The 16,297-nt window shown below is 40.9% G+C and carries 15 protein-coding genes and 1 tRNA gene; 11 read left to right on the forward strand and 5 right to left on the reverse strand.

Annotated elements, in window-relative coordinates; all coding sequences use genetic code 11:
- Nucleotides 1-22: 22 nt before the first annotated feature.
- From miaA to pdxA, 4 genes are all read right to left on the reverse strand, one after another.
- The gene (gene miaA, locus HMPREF0766_RS18285) at nt 23-931 is read right to left on the reverse strand and encodes a tRNA (adenosine(37)-N6)-dimethylallyltransferase MiaA (protein ID WP_003000601.1); all 909 of its coding nucleotides are present in this window, start codon (nt 929-931) and stop codon (nt 23-25) included.
- A complete protein-coding gene (locus tag HMPREF0766_RS18290; protein ID WP_003000602.1) occupies nt 932-1,513 on the reverse strand; it encodes an IS1096 element passenger TnpR family protein in 582 nt (193 codons plus the stop codon). It abuts the gene before it with no gap.
- An 86-nt stretch (nt 1,514-1,599) separates the two neighbouring features.
- The gene (locus HMPREF0766_RS18295) at nt 1,600-3,018 is read right to left on the reverse strand and encodes a CCA tRNA nucleotidyltransferase (protein WP_003000603.1); all 1,419 of its coding nucleotides are present in this window, start codon (nt 3,016-3,018) and stop codon (nt 1,600-1,602) included.
- 121 nt (nt 3,019-3,139) lie between these two features.
- The gene (gene pdxA / locus HMPREF0766_RS18300) at nt 3,140-4,195 is read right to left on the reverse strand and encodes a 4-hydroxythreonine-4-phosphate dehydrogenase PdxA (RefSeq protein WP_003000604.1); all 1,056 of its coding nucleotides are present in this window, start codon (nt 4,193-4,195) and stop codon (nt 3,140-3,142) included.
- 279 nt (nt 4,196-4,474) lie between these two features.
- Between pdxA and HMPREF0766_RS22750 the strand changes: the two genes are divergently transcribed.
- The 6 genes from HMPREF0766_RS22750 (at nt 4,475) to HMPREF0766_RS18325 (ending at nt 8,599) form a co-directional block, all read left to right on the forward strand.
- Nucleotides 4,475-4,903: a chitin binding peritrophin-A domain-containing protein gene (locus HMPREF0766_RS22750; protein ID WP_172462542.1), complete on the forward strand. Its 429-nt coding sequence runs from the start codon at nt 4,475-4,477 to the stop codon at nt 4,901-4,903.
- Between the two features lie 31 nt (nt 4,904-4,934).
- Complete coding sequence (locus HMPREF0766_RS18305) at nt 4,935-5,408, forward strand: hypothetical protein (RefSeq protein WP_003000606.1); 474 nt, start codon at nt 4,935-4,937, stop codon at nt 5,406-5,408.
- 101 nt (nt 5,409-5,509) lie between these two features.
- Nucleotides 5,510-5,586: transfer RNA gene (locus HMPREF0766_RS18310), tRNA-Ala, on the forward strand.
- A 135-nt stretch (nt 5,587-5,721) separates the two neighbouring features.
- Nucleotides 5,722-6,501 carry a 16S rRNA (adenine(1518)-N(6)/adenine(1519)-N(6))-dimethyltransferase RsmA gene (rsmA, locus tag HMPREF0766_RS18315; RefSeq protein WP_003000607.1) on the forward strand — a complete coding sequence of 260 codons (780 nt, stop codon included), beginning with the start codon at nt 5,722-5,724 and terminating at the stop codon, nt 6,499-6,501.
- 11 nt (nt 6,502-6,512) lie between these two features.
- Nucleotides 6,513-7,673 (forward strand): FAD-dependent monooxygenase, encoded by a 1,161-nt coding sequence (locus tag HMPREF0766_RS18320; protein ID WP_003000608.1) that lies wholly within the window; start codon nt 6,513-6,515, stop codon nt 7,671-7,673.
- Nucleotides 7,670-8,599, forward strand: coding sequence for an NAD(P)-dependent oxidoreductase (locus HMPREF0766_RS18325; protein ID WP_003000609.1), 930 nt, complete (start codon nt 7,670-7,672; stop codon nt 8,597-8,599). The genes HMPREF0766_RS18320 and HMPREF0766_RS18325 overlap by 4 nt, the downstream gene beginning before the upstream one ends.
- A gap of 3 nt (nt 8,600-8,602) precedes the next feature.
- Here HMPREF0766_RS18325 and HMPREF0766_RS18330 read toward each other — a convergent pair whose 3' ends face one another.
- Entirely contained in the window at nt 8,603-9,472 is an 870-nt protein-coding gene (locus HMPREF0766_RS18330; RefSeq protein WP_037460867.1) for a UbiA prenyltransferase family protein, read from the reverse strand.
- 166 nt (nt 9,473-9,638) lie between these two features.
- Here HMPREF0766_RS18330 and acs point away from each other — a divergent pair, with 166 nt between their 5' ends.
- From acs to HMPREF0766_RS18355, 5 genes are all read left to right on the forward strand, one after another.
- Entirely contained in the window at nt 9,639-11,591 is a 1,953-nt protein-coding gene (acs, locus tag HMPREF0766_RS18335) for an acetate--CoA ligase (RefSeq protein WP_003000613.1), read from the forward strand.
- Nucleotides 11,592-11,714: 123 nt separating this feature from the next.
- Nucleotides 11,715-14,024: a putative monovalent cation/H+ antiporter subunit A gene (locus tag HMPREF0766_RS18340; protein WP_003000615.1), complete on the forward strand. Its 2,310-nt coding sequence runs from the start codon at nt 11,715-11,717 to the stop codon at nt 14,022-14,024.
- A gap of 2 nt (nt 14,025-14,026) precedes the next feature.
- Complete coding sequence (locus tag HMPREF0766_RS18345; RefSeq protein ID WP_003000617.1) at nt 14,027-14,440, forward strand: Na+/H+ antiporter subunit B; 414 nt, start codon at nt 14,027-14,029, stop codon at nt 14,438-14,440.
- Between the two features lies 1 nt (nt 14,441).
- Entirely contained in the window at nt 14,442-14,798 is a 357-nt protein-coding gene (locus HMPREF0766_RS18350) for a Na+/H+ antiporter subunit C (protein ID WP_003000619.1), read from the forward strand.
- On the forward strand, nt 14,795-16,297 hold the full coding sequence (locus HMPREF0766_RS18355; protein WP_003000622.1) for a proton-conducting transporter transmembrane domain-containing protein: 1,503 nt from the start codon (nt 14,795-14,797) through the stop codon (nt 16,295-16,297). Before HMPREF0766_RS18350 ends, HMPREF0766_RS18355 begins: the two co-directional genes overlap by 4 nt.

Raw genomic sequence — 16,297 nt, forward strand, 5'->3', positions numbered from 1 at the left:
TAGTTCAGATTCGTACAACTTTTTACCCGGGCAATAGAGAATCAGTATAACTGAGGATTCCTTCCTGATCATCCGGCTCAAACCATCTTGTGCCTGTATCCTTCTTGAACCAGGTAATCTGACGTTTGGCGTATCTGCGTGAATTCTGTTTTATCTTATCGACTGCTTCCTCCAATGAGATTTTACAGGCAAGATAATCGAATATTTCTGCGTAGCCTACGGTTAACAAAGCGGGTTTATCCCTATAAGGCATCAAGCCTTTCACTTCCTCTACCAATCCTGCCTGTATCATCAGATCTACACGCCTGTTGATCCGGTCATACAACTGCGTACGATCGGTATTCAGAGCAACCGTAATAATGTTAAAGGGACGATCCGCAACAGTGTGCTGGCGATAGAAAGAAAATGGTTTTCCTGTACTTTCATATACTTCTAAAGCACGGATAATACGTTGTGAATTATCGATATCGACTTCAGAAAAATATAGAGGATCTACCTCTTGAAGATAGTTTTGCAGGATTTCTATACCTTCGGCCTCCAACCGCTCATTCAATGCTTCCCGAATGCCGGGAAGAGGTTTAGGAAGATTATCAAGACCTTCGCATACGGCTCTTACAAACAGTCCAGAACCTCCCACCAGTACAACTACATCATGATGTGTGAACAGTTCCTCCAGTTTGGCCAGCGCATCTCTTTCAAAATCTCCTGCAGAATATTCTTCACCTACGGAATGAGAGTCCACAAAATGATGGGGTACACTTGCAAGCTCTTCTTTTGAAGGCTTAGCTGTACCGATACACATTTCCTTATAAAATTGCCGGGAGTCTGCGGAGATAATTTCCGTCTTGTAATATTTCGCAATTTGTATAGCCATAGCTGTCTTTCCGACTGCGGTGGGACCTACTATGGCTATTAATGTCTTTTGCTTCACTTAGTATTCGTCTTCGACTCCTGTTGAGCCTTTTTCTTCTCCGCCATCTTCACTTTCTTCATCATCGAACATGTCGTAGTCGTCTTCTTCATCTACTCCATATTGTGTTTCTTCTTCGTAATCTGCGGTATCATCATCCTCATCCAACGGAGTAGTCGGAGCTGCAAAAGCACCCAATGGTTTAGGAGCTGCTCCTACAGTCTTGAATACAACCGGATATTCTTTTCCGTCTTCTTCTTTCAGTATCTTGATTAACTCTACATGAAAGTCGTACGGACGGTCAAAATTATAGATATAATAAAATTTTTGATGAGGATCATCTATAAATTTACTCAGGCGGATATTCTCCATCAACAATACGTCGGTACTGATCTTTCTTTCTGAAGGAAGAAGGGCGATTTCGGTTCCCTTTTTCCATTGATCATTACTGACATAAAATGAAGACGAAACCTCTGTTTCGTAATTTGTAGTTTTGTGTATTGCGTCATGTAAATCCAGGAAACTCTGCTTGGAAAGCATATCAATCTCACGATAAACATCTTCGTAGTCTTCAAATGTAACTCTAAATCTGTATATGGCCATTGCTGTAACTGTATGAAATCTTTAATTTGTATTATACTAAATTGCAGTTTAAAATTACAATTTTATTTCTCTGAATAAAAATGAGATTATAGTACTAGCTTATGCTTAGCTTCCAAACCCATTTGTTTTGCCTGCTCTAACATAAAATAATAGGCCTGCTCTTTGGAATTCGTAATATCACCTTCTAATATAGCTTCCCGGATTGCATTCTTGATTTTTCCGACCTCTCTTCCCGGTCCCAGATTGAATACAGTCATAATATCTTCTCCTGTAATAGGCGGCTGCCAATTACGGATCTGATCGCGTTCTTCTACATCTTTTAACTTTTGCTTGACCAGCTCAAAGTTTTCTCTGTACTTTTTCTTCTTGTACTCATTCTTTGTTGTCACATCTGCATGACATAGGAGCATGAGCGCATCAATATCATTGCCTGCTTCAAACAACAGACGTCTTACCGCAGAATCTGTAACAATATCTTTGGCCAAAACAATAGGACGCAAATGCAAAAGCACCAGTTTTTGCACAAATTTCATTTTATCATGCAATGGTAATTTGAGTTCTGCAAATAACTTTGGAACCATTCGGGCACCTTTATCTTCATGACCATGAAAAGTCCAGCCTAACTTTTTATCAAATCGCTTGGTGGCAGGCTTTGCAATATCGTGCATGATCGCTGCCCATCTCAGCCACAGATCATCGCTGTATTCGGCAACATTATCCAGGACTTCCAGTGTATGGTAGAAATTGTCCTTATGTCCCTTTCCCTCTACAACATCTACACCATGTAACTGGTACATGGCCGGAAATATAAGCTCCAGAAGTCCGGTATCAAACAGGTATTTGAAACCAACGGAAGGTTTTTCGGAAAGAATAATTTTATTCAGCTCATCCGTAATACGTTCTTTTGATATAATACTGATGCGTTCGCGGGTATTATATATCGCTTCTATCGTATGAATATCTATCTTGAACCCTAACTGTGATGCAAAACGAATAGCACGCATCATCCTTAAAGGATCGTCAGAAAACGTTTCCTGAGGGGCCAGTGGTGTGCGGATAATACGCTGTGCAATATCTTCTATACCGTTAAAAGGATCCAATAAAGCTCCATAGTTATGCGCATTCAAGGAATAAGCCATGGCATTGATCGTAAAATCGCGGCGATTCTGATCGTCTTCAAGCGTTCCGTTTTCTACGATTGGTTTTCTGGAATCTGAACGATAAGACTCTTTACGCGCGCCTACAAATTCAACGTTCAATCCGTCATATACCAACATTGCTGTACCAAAACTTTTGTATACGGTAACTTTAGTATTCAACTTCTCCCCTAGTTTATCGGCAAACTCTATTCCGCTTCCTATCACAACAATGTCCACATCATTCTTAAATGGTCTCCCCATTATTCGGTCGCGTACATACCCTCCAATGACATAACATTCGGTACTTGTTTGTTGTGCTAAATCTTTGATAAGGGAGAAAATCGGATGTTGTAAATTGTCACTCATAGCTTGCCACGGTTCTCAAAAACCATTAAGTCTGCAAAAGTAAGGAATTTTATTATAAATCAGCACGCCTGGCAAACAAGAGTGTTTACGAAGCGTATTGATAAAGTCAGTGTCAAAAATATTAGTCGCGGTCCTTGCTCAGCTTACGGAAGGCCAGCGGATTAGCCGTTAGCTCAGCCTGTTCGCGGCGACGTTCTACAATATGCGTAGCCGTAAAAAGTGCTTCCATAAAGGAATCATGGGAGGCCACATTCTTACCTGCAATATCATATCCTGTGCCGTGATCCGGAGAAGTCCGAACAATCGGCAAGCCCGCTGTGAAATTAACTCCGGTTCTTGATGCAATATGTTTGAACGGAATAAGTCCCTGATCATGGTACATAGCCAGCACAGCATCAAACTTGGTATAGGTATCACTTGCAAAAAAGCCATCTGCCGGATAAGGTCCGAAACAGAAAATTCCTTCTTCATTTGCCTTTTCTACTGCAGGACGGATAATATCACGATCCTCTGTACCGATCAATCCGTTATCACCGGCATGAGGATTAAGTCCTAAGACGGCAATTTTGGGTTTTTGAATCCAAAAGTCTGTTTTCAGACTCTCATTCATCATCCTCAATTTATGCAGGATAGCATCTTCTTTAATAGCAGCAGAAACTTCATGAACCGGAATATGACCTGTCACTACTCCTACTCTAAGCTCTTCACTGATCATAAACATCAATACGTCATCTGCATTTGTCCTTGCCTGCAGGTATTCTGTATGTCCGGGAAAGTGAAATCCTTCCTGTTGAATATTGTGCTTGTTAATCGGAGCAGTTACTAAAGCATCTATTTTTCCGGCATTCAGATCTTCAACAGCTTTTTCCAACGATAAAAAAGCGTATTTACCACCTGTTTCATTTTCTTCTCCCAGCGTAATCTTTACATCTTCCTGCCAGCAGTTGATCATATTTGCACGTTTCGGATTCGCCTGATCTGGCTCATTGATCACATTAAAACTAAAGTCGTTTATTCCGATAGCTTTACGATGAAAAGAAGCGACTTTAGTATTTCCATAAACAATCGGAGTGAAGAATTCTAAAACCCGATTATCCATCAACGACTTGATAATTACTTCAAGGCCAATTCCGTTAACATCACCAATAGAAATCCCAATCTTTAGTTTCTCACGCATAATTATTTACTTTAATGCTTCAAAAATAACGAAAAAACATCAGCATACATTGTCAAATCATCAGAAAAACATTTACGAAAAAATATTTCGTTATTTTTCGTAAATGTTTTTGTTTTAAAAACAATCGCTGTATATTAGTAGTGAGATTCACGCAATTATTTAACCTAAAGCTACAGATGTATGAAAAAATTAATCTCAAAAACATATTACTTCGCCCTTTTGGTTGTGAGTGTTTTTATTTTTAAATCCGCAAAGGCAGATTGTAAAACCGGAGACACTATGACCGATGCTTGGGATTGCCGTACATTTTACATATGTGCAAGAGGTATATGGTATATACAGCGCTGCCCGTATAAAATGGGATTTGATAGAGGACAATGCAGACCTATATACGAATTACCTTCATGGCATCCATGTCGTTCGTCACTGGGAGGAAGAGCTAGCACGAGCCTTATAAATCCTCCCAACAGCTCTAGTTCATGGCAATTTAATGGTGGACAAAGCATTTCAATTGCCATTTCCAACTTCAATATACTTCCTGTTACGTATTCAATAAGTAGAATTTCACTGTTATCAGGAGGTGTAATATTTCCCGGAATGACTATAAACAAAAGTGACTCCATATTCGGAACCCCTCCCTTAGTATATAACTACAGTATAAGCACAGGGTCATCGGCCGCTTTTATATCATTTGTGGCTACGTGGTAGCCGTATTTATAAATTTTTTAATTTCAATATTATGAACCGTCTATTTTCATTACTGCTACCTCTTCTTTTTGCTGTCTTTTCTTGTAAAGAAACAAAAGACGATACTAATCCTTCGTTTGGCTTAATTCCAATCGATATTACGGCTAATAAAGCGACTTCTATAGATCCGGAATTAGAAAAACTGGCGAAAGGGAATGATTTTATAAATATTGACGCTAACTATTTCAAACAAAATACGTCCCTCCAGAACCCCAGGATTTCATCTGAAGAAAGAAAAAAAATAAAGGCCGTTGCTTACAGACTTTATTCCAATATCATCACCAACAACAACAAAATGACGTTGAGAGCTAAAAGTGGAGCTGAAATCGGGATTTCCGAAGAAATCTACACAATATTTCTTTCCAGTATAGAGGAAGCTAACCGATATACTGAACAACATAGTAAAGATCCAAACTATAATGTTCCATCTGTCAGTGAGGATTACTTAGAATCACTTCTGAAATAAACTGTTCTGATCTCTCCGGTTCTCAAATTCGTATTAATGAATGAAACTGAGGAATTAATTTGGATAATCGACAAAAAATTCTAACATTTGGGCTCTCAATCGGGGGTTTAGCTCATTTGGCTAGAGCGCTTGCCTGGCAGGCAAGAGGTGACCGGTTCGAATCCGGTAATCTCCACCAGTTAACTTAAAAAAGCCTTTGGTTATCCGCCAAAGGCTTTTTCTTTATAAATCGACTACACTAACCCTATTAATAAAAACGTTTTTTGGCCTATCACATCCCTAAGATGATTATCTTTGCCACAAAGAGATCAATATGAGTACAGTAAGAGCAAAAAAACATTTAGGACAACATTTTTTAAACGACAAAAACGCAGCACAAAAGATTGTGGATGCCTTGGATCCTAAATTGGGCTTTTCACAGGTGCTTGAAGTAGGTCCTGGAATGGGTGTGCTCTCCGATTTTCTTCTTCAAAAACCAGAATATCAGACTTATTTGATCGATGTAGATGACGAATCTATTGAATTTCTTGCGGATAAGTATCCGGAATTAGGGGACCGCCTGATCCACGGTGACTTTTTAGCATTGGATTTTTCAAAATATTTCGGCCCGAAAATGGCTGTAATCGGAAATTTCCCGTACAACATCTCCTCCCAGATTCTTTTTAAGATCCTGGATGAGCGGCAGCGTGTGGTACAAATGACAGGAATGTTTCAAAAAGAAGTAGCTGAACGCTGTACCGCCAAAGCGGGCAGTAAAGAATATGGTATTTTGAGTGTATTTCTGCAAGCCTATTACCATGTAGAATATCTCTTTACAGTGAAAGCTGGAGCATTCACTCCTCCTCCCAAAGTTCTTTCCGGTGTTATCCGCATGACACGGAATGAGAGAGAAGAGCTGGATTGTGATGAGAAACTATTTTGGCGGGTAGTCAAAGCAGGGTTTAATCAACGACGCAAGACCTTGCGTAATTCCCTTTCAGGAGTCGTTCCAAAAGATAAAATGTCGGACAATCCGTTGTATGAATTACGGGCTGAACGCTTATCTGTAGAAGATTTTGTCCAATTGACTAATGAAATTTCAGCTGTGAATTAAAAAACTGGTTTATGAAGCACTTTACAATTATTGGCGGAGGTGTAGCCGGATTGACCGCAGCCATTGGTCTGCAGCAAATCGGTATACAGGCTGATGTGTATGAAGGTGCTCCTGTACTCAAAGGAATCGGAGCCGGATTCGGTCTTGCGGCCAATGCCATGCAAGCACTGGAATATCTTGGACTTAAATCTGAGGTAATGGTGCTGGGTCATCTGCTTCCGGATTATAATATTCTGGATGAAAAAGGACAGATACTGGTTGCTCCGGATACTTCCTCCATTTCGCAACGCTACAAGCAGGACAATTTTGCTATCCATCGTGCCGATCTTCATCAATACCTGCTTTCGAAAATAGATTCTTCCTCGTTACACCTCGGTTATCGGGCAGTCCAATTGCAAAAAGATCAGGAAAAGATTATCCTTACTTTTGATAACGGACACACTATCGAGACGGACTATCTGCTGATCGCTGATGGTGTCAAATCGGCATTAAGGCAACAACTGATTCCTTCTTCCTCCCCACGATACTCCGGTTACACCTGCTGGCGTGCTACAATCGACAATTCGACCATACAACTTGACAAAGGATCTGAAACCTGGGGAGCAAAAGGCCGATTCGGTATGACTCCGTTGGTGGGAAACAAAATTTACTGGTATGCCTGTATCAACACGAGAGCCAATAATCCGCTTTACCGCAACTGGAATATAGAAAACCTTCGAAAACATTTTGCTTCTTACCATTACCCTATCCCTCAGATATTAAATGAAACAGAAGATAAGCAGCTTATATGGAACGATATTATTGATATCAAACCATTGGATCAGCTTGCTTTCGGAAATATACTGTTACTGGGTGATGCTGGTCATGCAACTACTCCGAATATGGGACAAGGCGCCTGCCAGGCAATCGAGGATGTTGCTGTACTTATAGACGAACTGAAGAAAGACAAAAGTATAGCACAGGCTTTTGTGGATTTCGAAAAACGAAGATTGTCCAGAACACGATATATTACAGAAACGTCCTGGACTATCGGAAAAATAGCACAATGGCAAAACCCGGCTCTGATCGCTGTCCGAAATTTTTTAATGAAAATTCTTCCGGAGAATCTTCAGCAATACAAACTGAACAAGTTATTGAATGTTGATTTCATGGAAATAAATAATAAAAGATGAGTACGAAAGTTTTAATCGTCGATGACGTACATGAAGTTCTACTGGAAAAATTACAGGATGCCGGAATTGCATATGATTACCAACCGGATATAACAAGAGCTGAGGCTGAAAAACAAATAAGTGAATACTCTGGAATTGTGATCCGTTCAAAATTTCAGGTGGATAGCGCTTTTATGGATCTTGCACCCGGACTTTCTTTTATTGCACGGTCAGGAGCTGGTATGGACAATATTGATGAAGCTTACGCTGCTTCACGCAACATTACACTGATCAATGCACCCGAAGGAAACCGCGATGCTGTAGGTGAACATATGACCGGCATGCTGCTTAGTCTTATGAACCATCTTAATCGCAGCCATCAGCAGATAAAGAACAGACAATGGCTGCGTGAAGAAAATCGCGGTTATGAACTGAAGGGAAGAACGGTAGCATTGATCGGATATGGTAATAACGGACAGGCAATGGCAAAAAAACTATCCGGATTTGATGTCAATGTAATTGCTTACGACAAATATAAAACCGGGTTTTCAGATGAATACGCCAGAGAGGTCTCCATGGAGGAGGTTGTTAAATATGCAGATGTTCTGAGTTTTCATATTCCATTGACCAGAGAAACCAAAGGCATGGTAGACGAGGAATACTTATTCCACTTCAGAAAGCCTATTTTCTTTTTGATGGGCGCCAGAGGTGGTATTGTTGATATTCCGGCGGTATTGAGAAATCTTGACAGCGGCCGGATCATTGCCGCAGCATTTGATGTTCTACCGGTAGAGAAATTCCCTTCCCTTGGCGAACAACCCTGGTTTGCGGATCTGATGAGTCGGGAAAATGTACTGGTAAGTCCGCATGTAGCCGGCTGGACCTTTGAGAGTTATTATAAACTATCTGCAGTCGTTGCGGAGAAGGTAGTTACATTCTTAAAATAAGCATTAGAGCAAGTTAACCGTTAAAAATACCAGCACAAACTGTAGTATCAGGCTAAGATCCAACAGATACGCATAGTGATAATGGCCTTCCTTGCGGAAAACAAAAAACTTTAAAAAAGCAGCAATCAGTATATCCGTCAGCAACAAGCCCAGTACAATTCCGGGGTTATATCCTGTAACAGCTATCAAGGTAATGTGGATAAGAAGTAAGGTATAACATAATCTTTTTGCCTTTTTCTCTCCCAACATGTTAGGTAATGTTTTGAGATGATAATACGAATCCTGTGCGATATCCCGGATATCGAAAGGCAGCGTACAGATAATTAATAAAAGAAATTTTAATACGGCCAATGCTCCTAACAATCGTGTATTGATCATAATCCCCTCACTAAACAATTCAATATAGGGAAGGATGACACTGCTGCAGACCCACACGAATGCGATATGAAAAATCTTTGCCCCCGGCAATTGTCTTAATCCTACTCTGCGCCCCTGATATCGAAATACCGGAAAACCGTATAATACACTCAGCAGACCAATAACACCCAAAAATAAAAAGGAATTAAAGTGTATCTGAAAAAGGCAGTACAGCAATATTCCCGCTGCTATAATGGTATTGAGCCATAATACCCATTCATTTCCAAACACCCATCTTGTACGTGCAAATCTGGATTCTTGCGGATTTTCAGGTCTCGACCATAACAAACTAAAATTGTAAAGCATTAAGGTGGCTGCCCCCTCTACCAGAATAATAGCATAGTTCATCGGCTGACTGAAGACATAATACGTCAGCGCACACTGTGCCATCGCTGCCAATGCAATAAGCAGATTGGTGTAGATAGATATATAAAACAGCTGTCTGATAAATTTCATAAGGCTCTGCCTGTTTCTTAATGAACCTATAACAATCGTGTTATAAGGACACATAAATTTCGGCATAAGGGTTTTAAAAATTGATATTTCGTTGCAAAAAAAGTAAATTAGTGCTTCATTTATCCAAAATGGACAATTTGAATAAATATTTGTCTGATTCCGATAAGTGACAAATATAATTAAGTATAAACCAAAAAATAATATGAGTCTACAAATTAAATCATTTGAAGAATATCAGGATGTCTACAAACAAAGTGTAGAAAATCCGGAAGATTTCTGGGCGGGGGTTGCCGAAAATTTCTTCTGGAAACGTAAATGGACAAATGTACTGGACTGGAATTTTAAGGAGCCAAAGATTAAGTGGTTTGAGGGAGGAAAGGTAAATATCACAGAAAACTGTCTGGACCGTCATATTTACAACCTGGGAGACAAACCTGCTATTATCTGGGAACCAAATGATCCGAATGAAGCACACCGAATCCTTTCATACAAACAATTGCTTGCTAAAGTAGAGCAATTTGCGAATGTCCTTAAGAATAACAATGTCAGCAAAGGCGACCGTGTTTGTATCTATCTGCCTATGGTTCCTGAGCTGGTGATTGCTGTATTAGCCTGTGCCCGTATAGGTGCCATTCACTCTGTTGTATTTGGAGGATTTTCTGCTCAGTCTATTGCAGATCGTATTACGGATGCACAGTGTAAACTGGTCGTTACCTCTGATGGCAGTTTCCGTGGAAATAAAACCATCGAACTGAAAAGTATTGTGGATGACGCATTGATGCAGTGCAAGTCTGTAGAAAAAGTAATCGTACTGACCAGAACCCGCACACCGGTATCTATGATCAAAGGGCGCGACGTATGGTGGGAAGATGAAATAAAAAAAGTAGAAACACAGGGAAATCCTGCTTGCCCCGCTGAAGAAATGGATGCAGAGGATACCTTATTTATCTTATATACCTCCGGATCTACAGGGAAGCCTAAAGGTGTCGTCCATACGACAGGTGGCTATATGGTATATGCAGGATATACTTTTGCGAATACGTTCCAGTACCAACCGGGAGAAGTATATTTCTGTACAGCAGATATCGGTTGGATCACAGGGCATACTTACATCGTCTACGGACCATTATCTCAGGGAGCTACTTCCCTGATGTTCGAAGGTGTGCCTACATACCCGGATGCCGGCAGATACTGGGATATTGTGGACAAATTCAAAGTAAACATCTTATACACTGCTCCGACAGCAATCCGTTCGCTGATGGCATTCGGAGATCAGTTTGTTGACAATAAAGACCTTTCTTCTATTAAAAAACTGGGATCAGTAGGTGAGCCGATCAATGAAGAGGCCTGGCACTGGTTTCACGATAAAATCGGAAAAGGGAAAGCTCCTATCGCAGATACATGGTGGCAAACGGAGAACGGGGGACACCTTATTGCTCCTATTGCCGGCATCTCTCCTGCAATACCGGGGTATGCCATGTTGCCCTTACCGGGCGTACAGCCGGTGCTGGTAGACGAAAACGGAAATGAGATAGAAGGAAATGATGTTTCCGGAAATCTGTGTATCAAATTTCCTTGGCCGGGTATGCTTCGTACAACGTGGGGTGACCATGAAAGATGTCGCCAAACGTATTTCTCTACTTACGAAAACATGTATTTCACGGGAGACGGATGTTACCGTAGTCCTGAAGGATATTACAAAATCACGGGTCGTGTCGATGATGTATTGAATGTGTCTGGACACCGCATCGGTACAGCAGAAGTAGAGAACGCCATCAATATGCACTCTGATGTAGTGGAGTCAGCGATTGTGGGATACCCGCATCCGGTAAAAGGACAGGGCATTTATGCATTCGTTATCGCAAATCATCATATTGACGAGAACAGTACCCGTCAGGATATTCTGCAAACCATTACACGTATCATCGGAGCAATTGCCAAACCGGATATTATTCAGTTTGTACCTGAACTTCCGAAAACAAGATCAGGAAAGATTATGAGACGTATCCTTCGCAAAATAGCAGAAGGTGAAGTATCCAATCTCGGAGATATCTCTACATTACAGGATCCCGGTATTGTCCAGACAATTGTAGAGGGAGCTGAAAAACTTAAGAAATAGTACAAAAATTAGCGAGACAACAAATATTGTCTCGCTTTTTTGTAAAAAACCCAATAAAAGCCTGATTTTTCGACAAAAATTTAGTATTTTGTTTCCCTAGTAATACTTTAAAACAAAGACTAAATGCTATTTGCCGTTCTATCAGGACTAATAACATCGAGCCTTATTGTTCCGTTTGGGAGATTTCTGAAATCCAAATGGGGTTTTATTCTCGCTTTTTTGCCTTGCATCTTATTTCTATATTTCCTCCAATATACAGCAGCAATAGTTGACGGAAATATTATTCATCAGCACATTTCATGGGTACCTTCCCTTGGAGTTGACTTTCAGTTTCGGCTGGATGGGTTATCCCTGCTGTTTACATTTCTGATTACAGGGATCGGTACAGCCATTTTTCTGTATGCCCGCTCCTACCTTAAAGGCTACCCCAATTTTGACAGGTTTTTCGGCTTTCTCTGTCTCTTCATGGCTGCCATGTTGGGTGTGGTACTCTCTGACAATATTTTCCTGTTATTTATCTTTTGGGAACTAACGAGTATCAGCTCTTTTTTTCTGATCGGCTTCAATAATGAGCAGAGTGATTCCCGGAAAAGTGCGCTGACGGCACTCAGCATTACCGGACTGGGCGGATTGTTTCTACTGGCCGGACTGACCTTACTTGGAAATATTGCAGACACTTATACTATTTCTGAATTAGTCGATAAGAGATCTCTACTTATAGAGCATCCCTTATACCCCCTTATACTGGGTCTTATATTTATTGGTGCTTTTACCAAATCGGCGCAATTCCCTTTTCATTTTTGGCTACCCGGAGCCATGAAGGCTCCAACTCCGGTTTCCGCTTATCTACACTCTGCAACTATGGTAAAAGCCGGTATTTATTTGCTGGCACGCTTCTTCCCTATTCTGGGTGGTACGGAGTACTGGACTTATCCCCTTCTTATAGTCGGTGGAATTACCATGCTGTACGGTGCGATACATTCGCTCTTCAGAGTCGATATGAAAGGTGTACTGGCCTATTCCACCATCTCAGCCTTAGGCATATTGACTTTTCTGTTGGGTATGGGTACAAAAGAAGCCATTATAGCTGCTGCAGTGTTTCTGCTGGTACATGCTTTGTACAAAGCGACGTTATTCCTCATTACAGGTATTATCGACCACGAAACCGGCACACGTGATCTCAGTAAGTTACAGGGATTAAGAAAGGTATTACTGCCGGTAGCCGTTGCAGGGCTGTTAGCTTCTCTCTCCAGTGCCGGAATGCCACTTACCCTAGGTTTTATCGGCAAAGATCTTATTTATGATGCTACGTTGAAATTCGATACCCAATTAGCTCTTTTTGTAACGATAGCTGCTGTAGTCACGAATATTGGCTTAGTTGCAGCCGGATTTATGGCGGGAATCAAACCTTTTGCAGGAAAACTTCCGGATCAATTTAAAGATCTGCATTTACCTTACAAATCGATGTGGATACCTCCGCTGATATTAGCCGTTTTAGGGTTACTGTTGGGTATCTATCCAAAATGGATCGGAGATATACTTACACAACAGACTGCATCCAGTATATTCGGAAATAATGTGGAAGTTCATCTGAAACTATGGCACGGCTTTAATACTGTTCTTATTCTGAGTCTGTTGACTTTAGCGTTGGGTACGATTCTCTACCTGATCAACAAACCCAGCAGCAGTAAGTTATTAAAAGTTGAAAAACTAAATGTACTGGCACCACAGACTCTATTCACCCGTTTTGGAAACGGTTTTGTGGCCTTTTCAAATCGCTATACGCAGACGCTGCATAATGGATTTTTGCGTTCCTATCATCTAAAGATCATTTTGTTTGCGGAGGCTTTACTCGCTTATAAACTGTATCTGAGCGGACCGATTTATATAGACTACAGCAAGTTGTCTGCTATAAGTATATACGAAGTCTCGATCGTACTTATCCTGATCGGCGCCCTTTACCTTGTAGTAAGTACTTCATCCCGCTTAACAGCTGTTGTGTCTATGAGTGTTATCGGATATTGTATCTGTCTTCTGTTTGTGATCTATAGTGCTCCGGATCTCGCAATGACCCAATTTACGATCGATACGTTATCTACCGTATTGTTTGTTCTGGTTCTCTATAAGCTACCCGTATTTATGAATTATATGGGGTCAAAAGTTCTTATCCGTGATGCGATAGTAGCCCTTTCTTTTGGCGCACTACTTTCTATGATTGCGCTCAAGGTACTCCAGGAACCGGTAGATACTGTCGTAAGTGATTTTTATGGGGCAAATGCCTATCTGATGGCAAAGGGAAAAAACGTGGTGAATGTGATTCTTGTCGACTACAGGGGTATTGATACTATGTTTGAAACAATAGTATTGGCTATTGCGGCTCTTGGTGTATACAGTTTATTGAAATTAAGGTTAAAATCTTCAGAAAAAGAATAGATATGAAAAGTATAATTTTACAGACAGCATCCAAATACCTGCTTCCTATCTTATTGTTGTTTTCTGTTTTTCTTTTATTGAGAGGTCATTATTTTCCCGGAGGAGGCTTTGTTGGCGGTCTGGTGGCCTCGATAGCTTTTGTCCTGCATAGCTTTGCTTACGGAACAGAACAAACTATGAAGATACTTCGTTACAAGCCACTTTCTCTGATTCCAATCGGCCTGGGAATCTCCAGTCTAAGTATGGTAGCGCCTCTGCTCTTTGGAAAACCTCCTATGACGGGGCTTTGGATTGAGCAGAAGATTCCCGTTATCGGAATGATCGGCTCGGCTCTATTTTTTGACATTGGAGTCTATCTGGTCGTCATTGGTGTAGTATTGACTATTTTGTTTACCATAGCTTTAAATACAGATTGATATGGAACTGATACTTGTTGTACTGATCGGCCTGCTGTACGCAGCAGGAGTATATATGATCCTGAGAAGAAGCATGGTCAAATTATTATTAGGAATTATGCTGTTAGGCAATGGTACTAATATTCTGATCTTTCTATTGGGAAACATCACGAAAGGAAAGCCTCCGGTGATTGATCCGGATCTGAGTATATTCAATGATATCTATGCAGACCCTATACCTCAGGCTTTGATCCTGACAGCTATCGTTATCAGTTTTGGTCTTACAGCCTTTGCCATTGTATTGCTCAAACGAGTATACGCCCTGATAAACAGTGATGATTTAGATGATTTAAATACGCCAGAAGAAGACGATATATGATTGACAATTACATACTAGCACCTGTTTTTATTCATTTGTTTACCGCCATAGTGCAGCTTATATTCTGGCGAAAGACAGTGACACAGCGTGTATTGAGTATTTTGGGCAGTACCCTGGGACTGTCTGCTGCTATCAAGCTCTTCGCAAGAGTCTATGATGGTCCTATCTTAACGATGAGCGCCGGAAACTGGGATGCACCCTTCGGAATAGTGTTTGTAGCAGATACGCTGAGTACGACATTAGTACTTCTGACCTCTATAGCCAGCCTGGCAGTATCCATATTCTCTGCGACTGGTATCAGTCGCCAACGTATACGCTATGGTTATTTTCCTATCTTTCATTTTCTGATACTGGGCCTTAACGGAGCTTTTCTGACAGGAGATATCTTCAACTTATATGTTTATTTTGAAGTGATTATTATCTCTTCTTTTGTGTTGATGACTTTGGGCGGGCGAAAGGCTCAGCTGGAAGGTGCCGTAAAGTATATGGCAATGAATATTCTGGCTTCAACTTTTTTCCTGACAGGGATTGGCATTTTATATGGCATCACGGGCTCTCTGAATATGGCAGACCTGGCGCTAAAAATCCCGAATGTTAAAGATCAGACGCTTGTAGGTATTACATCTTCATTTTTCATTATTGGATTCGGGATCAAATCGGCCGTATTTCCTTTGTATTTCTGGCTTCCTTCCTCCTACCATACTCCTCCGTCAGCTGTTGCAGCAACATTTGGCGGATTATTGACTAAAGTCGGTATCTATGCCATGTTCCGCATTTACAGTCTGATATTTATACCCAGTCCGTTTATGAAGAATCTGCTTCTTACATTGGCGATTCTGACTATCGTAACGGGCGCTTTAGGGGCGATGACAAAAACCAATATCCGAAGATTATTTTCATACCTGATTGTGTGTCATATCGGATTTATGGTGGGAGGACTGGCGATGTTCAGCAAACTCGCTCTGATGGGGGCTGTATTCTATCTGATCCATGATATTATGGTCAAGACTAATCTGTTTCTGATTGCGGGACTGATAAGGCAATTAAGGGGATCGATGGATATGAAAAAGATCGGTGGTCTGTATGCAGAATATCCAAAGATATCCTTGCTGATCGGCATTGTACTTTTCTCTCTGGTTGGTATTCCTCCCCTTTCTGGTTTCTGGCCTAAAATTTATCTTATTCAGGATGCTTTCCGTCTGCAAAACTATGCTTTTATTGCCGCCATCATTTTAGGGAGCTTTATTACGCTGTACGTCATTGCTAAGATGTGGTCCGAGGTTTTCTGGAAGAAGCCGGATAATGAAGCGGAGGTGGAGGATAAATTTGAACCTTTACCTTTATACAAAAAGATATTGCTGGTCGCTCCGATAGCGATTCTGGCAGGAGTATCTTTATACATTGGCCTCAATGCTGAAGATATTATAAAGGTTTCGGATAAGATTGCTACTGAAATGTTAGATACGCGTCCGTACATACAGGCTGTACTGGGCAAATAA

The organism is Sphingobacterium spiritivorum ATCC 33861, from assembly GCF_000143765.1.
Classification (GTDB): Bacteria; Bacteroidota; Bacteroidia; order Sphingobacteriales; family Sphingobacteriaceae; genus Sphingobacterium; species Sphingobacterium spiritivorum.

Excerpts from the sequence above, each read along its gene's own strand:
- HMPREF0766_RS18290 (WP_003000602.1), bottom strand. The coding sequence starts at position 1,513 with ATGGCCATATACAGATTTAGAGTTACATTTGAAGACTACGAAGATGTT.
- HMPREF0766_RS18295 (WP_003000603.1), bottom strand. The coding sequence starts at position 3,018 with ATGAGTGACAATTTACAACATCCGATTTTCTCCCTTATCAAAGATTTA.
- pdxA (WP_003000604.1), bottom strand. The coding sequence starts at position 4,195 with ATGCGTGAGAAACTAAAGATTGGGATTTCTATTGGTGATGTTAACGGA.
- HMPREF0766_RS22750 (WP_172462542.1), top strand. The coding sequence starts at position 4,475 with ATGACCGATGCTTGGGATTGCCGTACATTTTACATATGTGCAAGAGGT.
- HMPREF0766_RS18305 (WP_003000606.1), top strand. The coding sequence starts at position 4,935 with ATGAACCGTCTATTTTCATTACTGCTACCTCTTCTTTTTGCTGTCTTT.
- rsmA (WP_003000607.1), top strand. The coding sequence starts at position 5,722 with ATGAGTACAGTAAGAGCAAAAAAACATTTAGGACAACATTTTTTAAAC.
- HMPREF0766_RS18320 (WP_003000608.1), top strand. The coding sequence starts at position 6,513 with ATGAAGCACTTTACAATTATTGGCGGAGGTGTAGCCGGATTGACCGCA.
- HMPREF0766_RS18325 (WP_003000609.1), top strand. The coding sequence starts at position 7,670 with ATGAGTACGAAAGTTTTAATCGTCGATGACGTACATGAAGTTCTACTG.
- HMPREF0766_RS18330 (WP_037460867.1), bottom strand. The coding sequence starts at position 9,472 with ATGAAATTTATCAGACAGCTGTTTTATATATCTATCTACACCAATCTG.
- HMPREF0766_RS18340 (WP_003000615.1), top strand. The coding sequence starts at position 11,715 with ATGCTATTTGCCGTTCTATCAGGACTAATAACATCGAGCCTTATTGTT.
- HMPREF0766_RS18345 (WP_003000617.1), top strand. The coding sequence starts at position 14,027 with ATGAAAAGTATAATTTTACAGACAGCATCCAAATACCTGCTTCCTATC.
- HMPREF0766_RS18350 (WP_003000619.1), top strand. The coding sequence starts at position 14,442 with ATGGAACTGATACTTGTTGTACTGATCGGCCTGCTGTACGCAGCAGGA.
- HMPREF0766_RS18355 (WP_003000622.1), top strand. The coding sequence starts at position 14,795 with ATGATTGACAATTACATACTAGCACCTGTTTTTATTCATTTGTTTACC.